The 3,557-nt window shown below is 76.8% G+C and carries 2 protein-coding genes; one reads left to right on the top strand and one right to left on the bottom strand.

Features of this window, described 5'->3' with window-relative positions; all coding sequences use genetic code 11:
- Positions 1 to 65 precede the first annotated feature (65 nt).
- Positions 66 to 368, bottom strand: coding sequence for an MGMT family protein (locus ACOJUF_RS23665; protein WP_420124264.1), 303 nt, complete (start codon positions 366 to 368; stop codon positions 66 to 68).
- A 170-nt stretch (positions 369 to 538) separates the two neighbouring features.
- Here ACOJUF_RS23665 and ACOJUF_RS23670 point away from each other — a divergent pair.
- Positions 539 to 3,557, top strand: a 3,019-nt coding sequence (locus tag ACOJUF_RS23670; RefSeq protein ID WP_420124265.1) for a UvrD-helicase domain-containing protein, incomplete at its 3' end; no start/stop codon positions are given.

Below are 3,557 nucleotides of genomic sequence, written 5' to 3' on the forward strand. Positions count from 1 at the left end.
GTGTCCGGTGGCCCGGGTCGGCGGGTGTTCTCGGGTTGGGCGCCCCCCCCGCCCACCACCGGGCCTCACCCGGGCGGTCGTTCGACCCAGCGGTAGCGGCGCAGGTCCACCCGGCCGGCGACCGCCGGCACACCCTCGGCGCGCAACCGGGCGAGTTGCTCCGGGGCCAGGTGGGGGGCTGGAGTGCCGTCGCTGCGCAGGACCCGGTGCCAGGGAGTGCCCTCGTCGGCCAGCTGGGACAGCACGAAACCGGCCAATCTCGGTGACCGGCTGCCGGCCCGGGCCGCCACATCCCCGTACGTACTGACCCGGCCCGGTGGAATGGCCGCGACGGTGTCCAGCATCCGGTGCGCCAGTTCCATGTCCACGCCGATCAGTCTCCTCCGGTTTGCCGGGCGCCGGACCCACCCGGCCGCCGGTGTCCGGCCCGGGCCGGCCGTTCCGCGCGCGGGCGGGCGGCCGTCCTCCCGGGGTGCCGAGTCGTCCGTGTCCATGTCGTGCGGCACTGTCGGAGGTCCGTGGTGGGATCGTGGTCATGATGTCCAGCCAGTTGCTCAGCGCGCCGGAGGCGGCGCCGGGGCCCGCGGCCGACCTGCGCCTGCGGCGGCCGACCCCGGCGTCGGTGGTGCCGCCGACGGATGAGCAGCGGGCCGTCATCGCCAACACCGCGCGTCGCCTGCGGGTGCTGGCCGGGCCCGGAACGGGCAAGACGGCCACGCTGGTGGAGGCGGTCGCCGAGCGCATCACCGGTCGCGGGGTCGCTCCGGAGCAGATCCTGGTGCTCACCTTCTCGCGCCGGGCCGCCGCCGAGTTGACCGCCCGGATCACCCAGCGGCTGGGGGTCACCACCCGCGAGCCGATCGTGCGGACCCTGCACGGTTACGCGTTCGCCGTGCTGCGCCGACAGGCGGCGGTGGCCGGTGAGGCGGTACCCCGGTTGTTGGCGGCCGGCGAGTCGGACCAGGTGGTGCGGGAATTGCTCGCCGGCCATCTGAGCGACGGCGGCGGCGGCTGGCCGGAATCGCTCCGCCCGGCGCTGGCCTCGCCGTCGTTCGCGGCCGAGCTGCGCGACCTGATGCTGCGGACCGCCGAGCGCGGCATCACGCCCGGGCGCCTGTCCGAACTGGGCCGGCGCCGGCGCCGGCCCGAGTGGCAGGCCGCGGCCCGGTTCGCCCGGGAATACCAGGACGTCGCCGACCTGCGCCAGGGCACCGCCGGCCTGGGGCCGGCGCTGGACCAGGCCGAGCTGACCCGGGCCGCGCTCGCCCTCTTCGCCGACGACGCGGTGCTGGCGCAGGAGCAGGGGCGGGTCCGACGCCTGTTCGTCGACGAGTATCAGGACGTCGATCCCGCCCAGGCGCGGCTGATCGAGCGGCTGGCCTCGGGTGCTGACGAGTTGGTGGTGTTCGGCGACCCGGACCAGTCGATCTACGCCTTCCGCGGGTCGCAACCGGGGGCGATGCGCCGGATCGAGGTCGACGCCACCGTCTCGCTCACGATCTCGCACCGGCTCGCCCCGGCCGTGCTGGCCGCGACCCGACGTGTCGCCGCCGCCCTGCCGGGCGGCTGGCCACACCGCGAGCTGGCCGTCGGCGAGGCCGACGCGGGCGGCGCGCGCCGCGCGGCGGGCGATGTCCCCACGGGCGACGGCGGGCCGACCGCCGCCGGGCCGCCGACACCGGACGGCGACGTGGTGGTGCGAACGTTCCCCACCCCCGCCGGCGAAGCGGCCTTCCTGGCCGACGAGCTGCGCCGGTCCCACCTGCGCGGCGGGGTTCCGTGGTCGCGGATGGCCGTCCTGGTCCGTTCGCCGTCGCGTGACCTGCCGGCCATCCGCAGGGCGCTGGCCGCGGCCGGGGTGCCCTGCGCCGCCGGGCTGGTCGACCCCGCCGTCGACGATCCGGTGGCCCGCGCGCTCCTGGCGATCCTGAGGTTCGGGCTGGACCGCCAGCATCTGACCGGCGAGCAGGCGGTCGATCTGCTCGCCGCCCCGGGCATCGGGTTGGACGCGGACGGCGTGCGGCGGCTGCGCCGCCGGTTGAGAGCGACGCACCTGTCCGCCGGACCGACGGCCGATCTGGTGGCCGCCGCGGTGCTGGGGGCGCCGCTGCCTGACGACCTGCCCGCCGACCTGCGCGATCCGGTGCTGACCGCTCGTGGTCTGCTCGACCTCGTCGGTTCCGTGGCCGCCGAGCCCGATCCGCGGGTGCCGCTGTGGTTGGTGTGGCAGCGGCTCGGCCTGGCCGACGACCTGCTCGCGGCCAGCCTCCGGGGCGGGCGCGCCGGGCAGCGGGCCGACCGCAGCCTGGATGCCGTGCTGGCCCTGTTCGACCTGGCCGGTGAGCTCGCCGAACGGCTGCCGTACGCCGGGGTCCGGGCGTTCGTCGACCAGGCGGTCGACCGGCGCATCGCGGTCGAGCCGTCCACCGGCGAGGGCCGGCCGGTCCACGGGGTGGCCCTGCTGTCGGCGCATGCTGCCAAGGGGCTGGAGTGGGACGTGGTCTGCCTGGCCGGGGTCAGCGAGGGATGCTGGCCCGTCCAGCGCCGGCCGCAGAGCCTGCTCGGGCTCGACGACCTGCTGGACGCCGAGGACGGTGTGGCCGGTGCCGAGCCCGCCGGCGGGCCGGGGGAGGCGCTGCAGGAGGAGCGTCGCCTGTTCTACGTGGCCGCGACCCGGGCGCGGCGCCGTCTGGTGGCCAGCAGCGTCCGGGACCAGGACACGCTGCCCAGCCGGTTCCTGCTCGAGCTGGCCGGGGCGGAGCCGGCCCACGGATGGCCGTCCCGGCCCGACGGCACACCGCGTCGCAGCCTCCAGCTGGCGCACCTGGTCGCCGACCTGCGTCGGGCGGTGACCGACCCGGCGGCCCCCGAGGAGAGCGTCGAGCATGCGGCCCGGCAGCTGGCGCGCCTGGCCGCCGCCGGCGTCGACGGTGCCCACCCGCGCGACTGGTACGGCCTGGCCGGTCCGTCCACGGCCGCGCCGCCCGTTGCCCCGCAGGCGCCGGTCACCGTGTCACCGTCGGCGGTCGAGTCGGTCCTGCGCTGCCCGTTGCGGGCGGTGCTGGAACGCCGCGGGGGTCGGTCGGCGACCAGCCAGCAACAGATCGAGGGCGTGGTCATGCACGCCCTGGTCGACGGGCTGGCCCGCGGCGTGTCCCGGACCGATCTGGACGCCGAGATGGAGCGGTTCCTGGCGCAGCCGACCGGGCTGCCGCCGTGGCTCATCGCGCGGACCCGGCGGGCATTGCAGACCATGCTCACGGCCGCTCAGACCTGGCTCGCCGAGCTTCCGGCCGACCGCCGTCCGGTGGCGACCGAGGCGGCGCTCTCGGCCTGGCTGCCGCGGACCGTCGCGGCGCCGCCCGGCGGGGGCCACCCGCCGGAGGCATCCGGTGGAACCGATGACGTCGTCGATCCCGCGACCGACGCCGGGCATGACCGGCGTCCGCCGCCGCCGATCCGGCCCGCCGGGCCGACCCGGCCGGTACGGGTCAAGGGTCGGGCGGACCGGATCGATCGGGCCCCCGACGGAAGCCTGATCATCGTCGATTTCAAGA

The organism is Nakamurella sp., from assembly GCF_048594475.1.
Taxonomy (GTDB): Bacteria; Actinomycetota; Actinomycetes; order Mycobacteriales; family Nakamurellaceae; genus Nakamurella.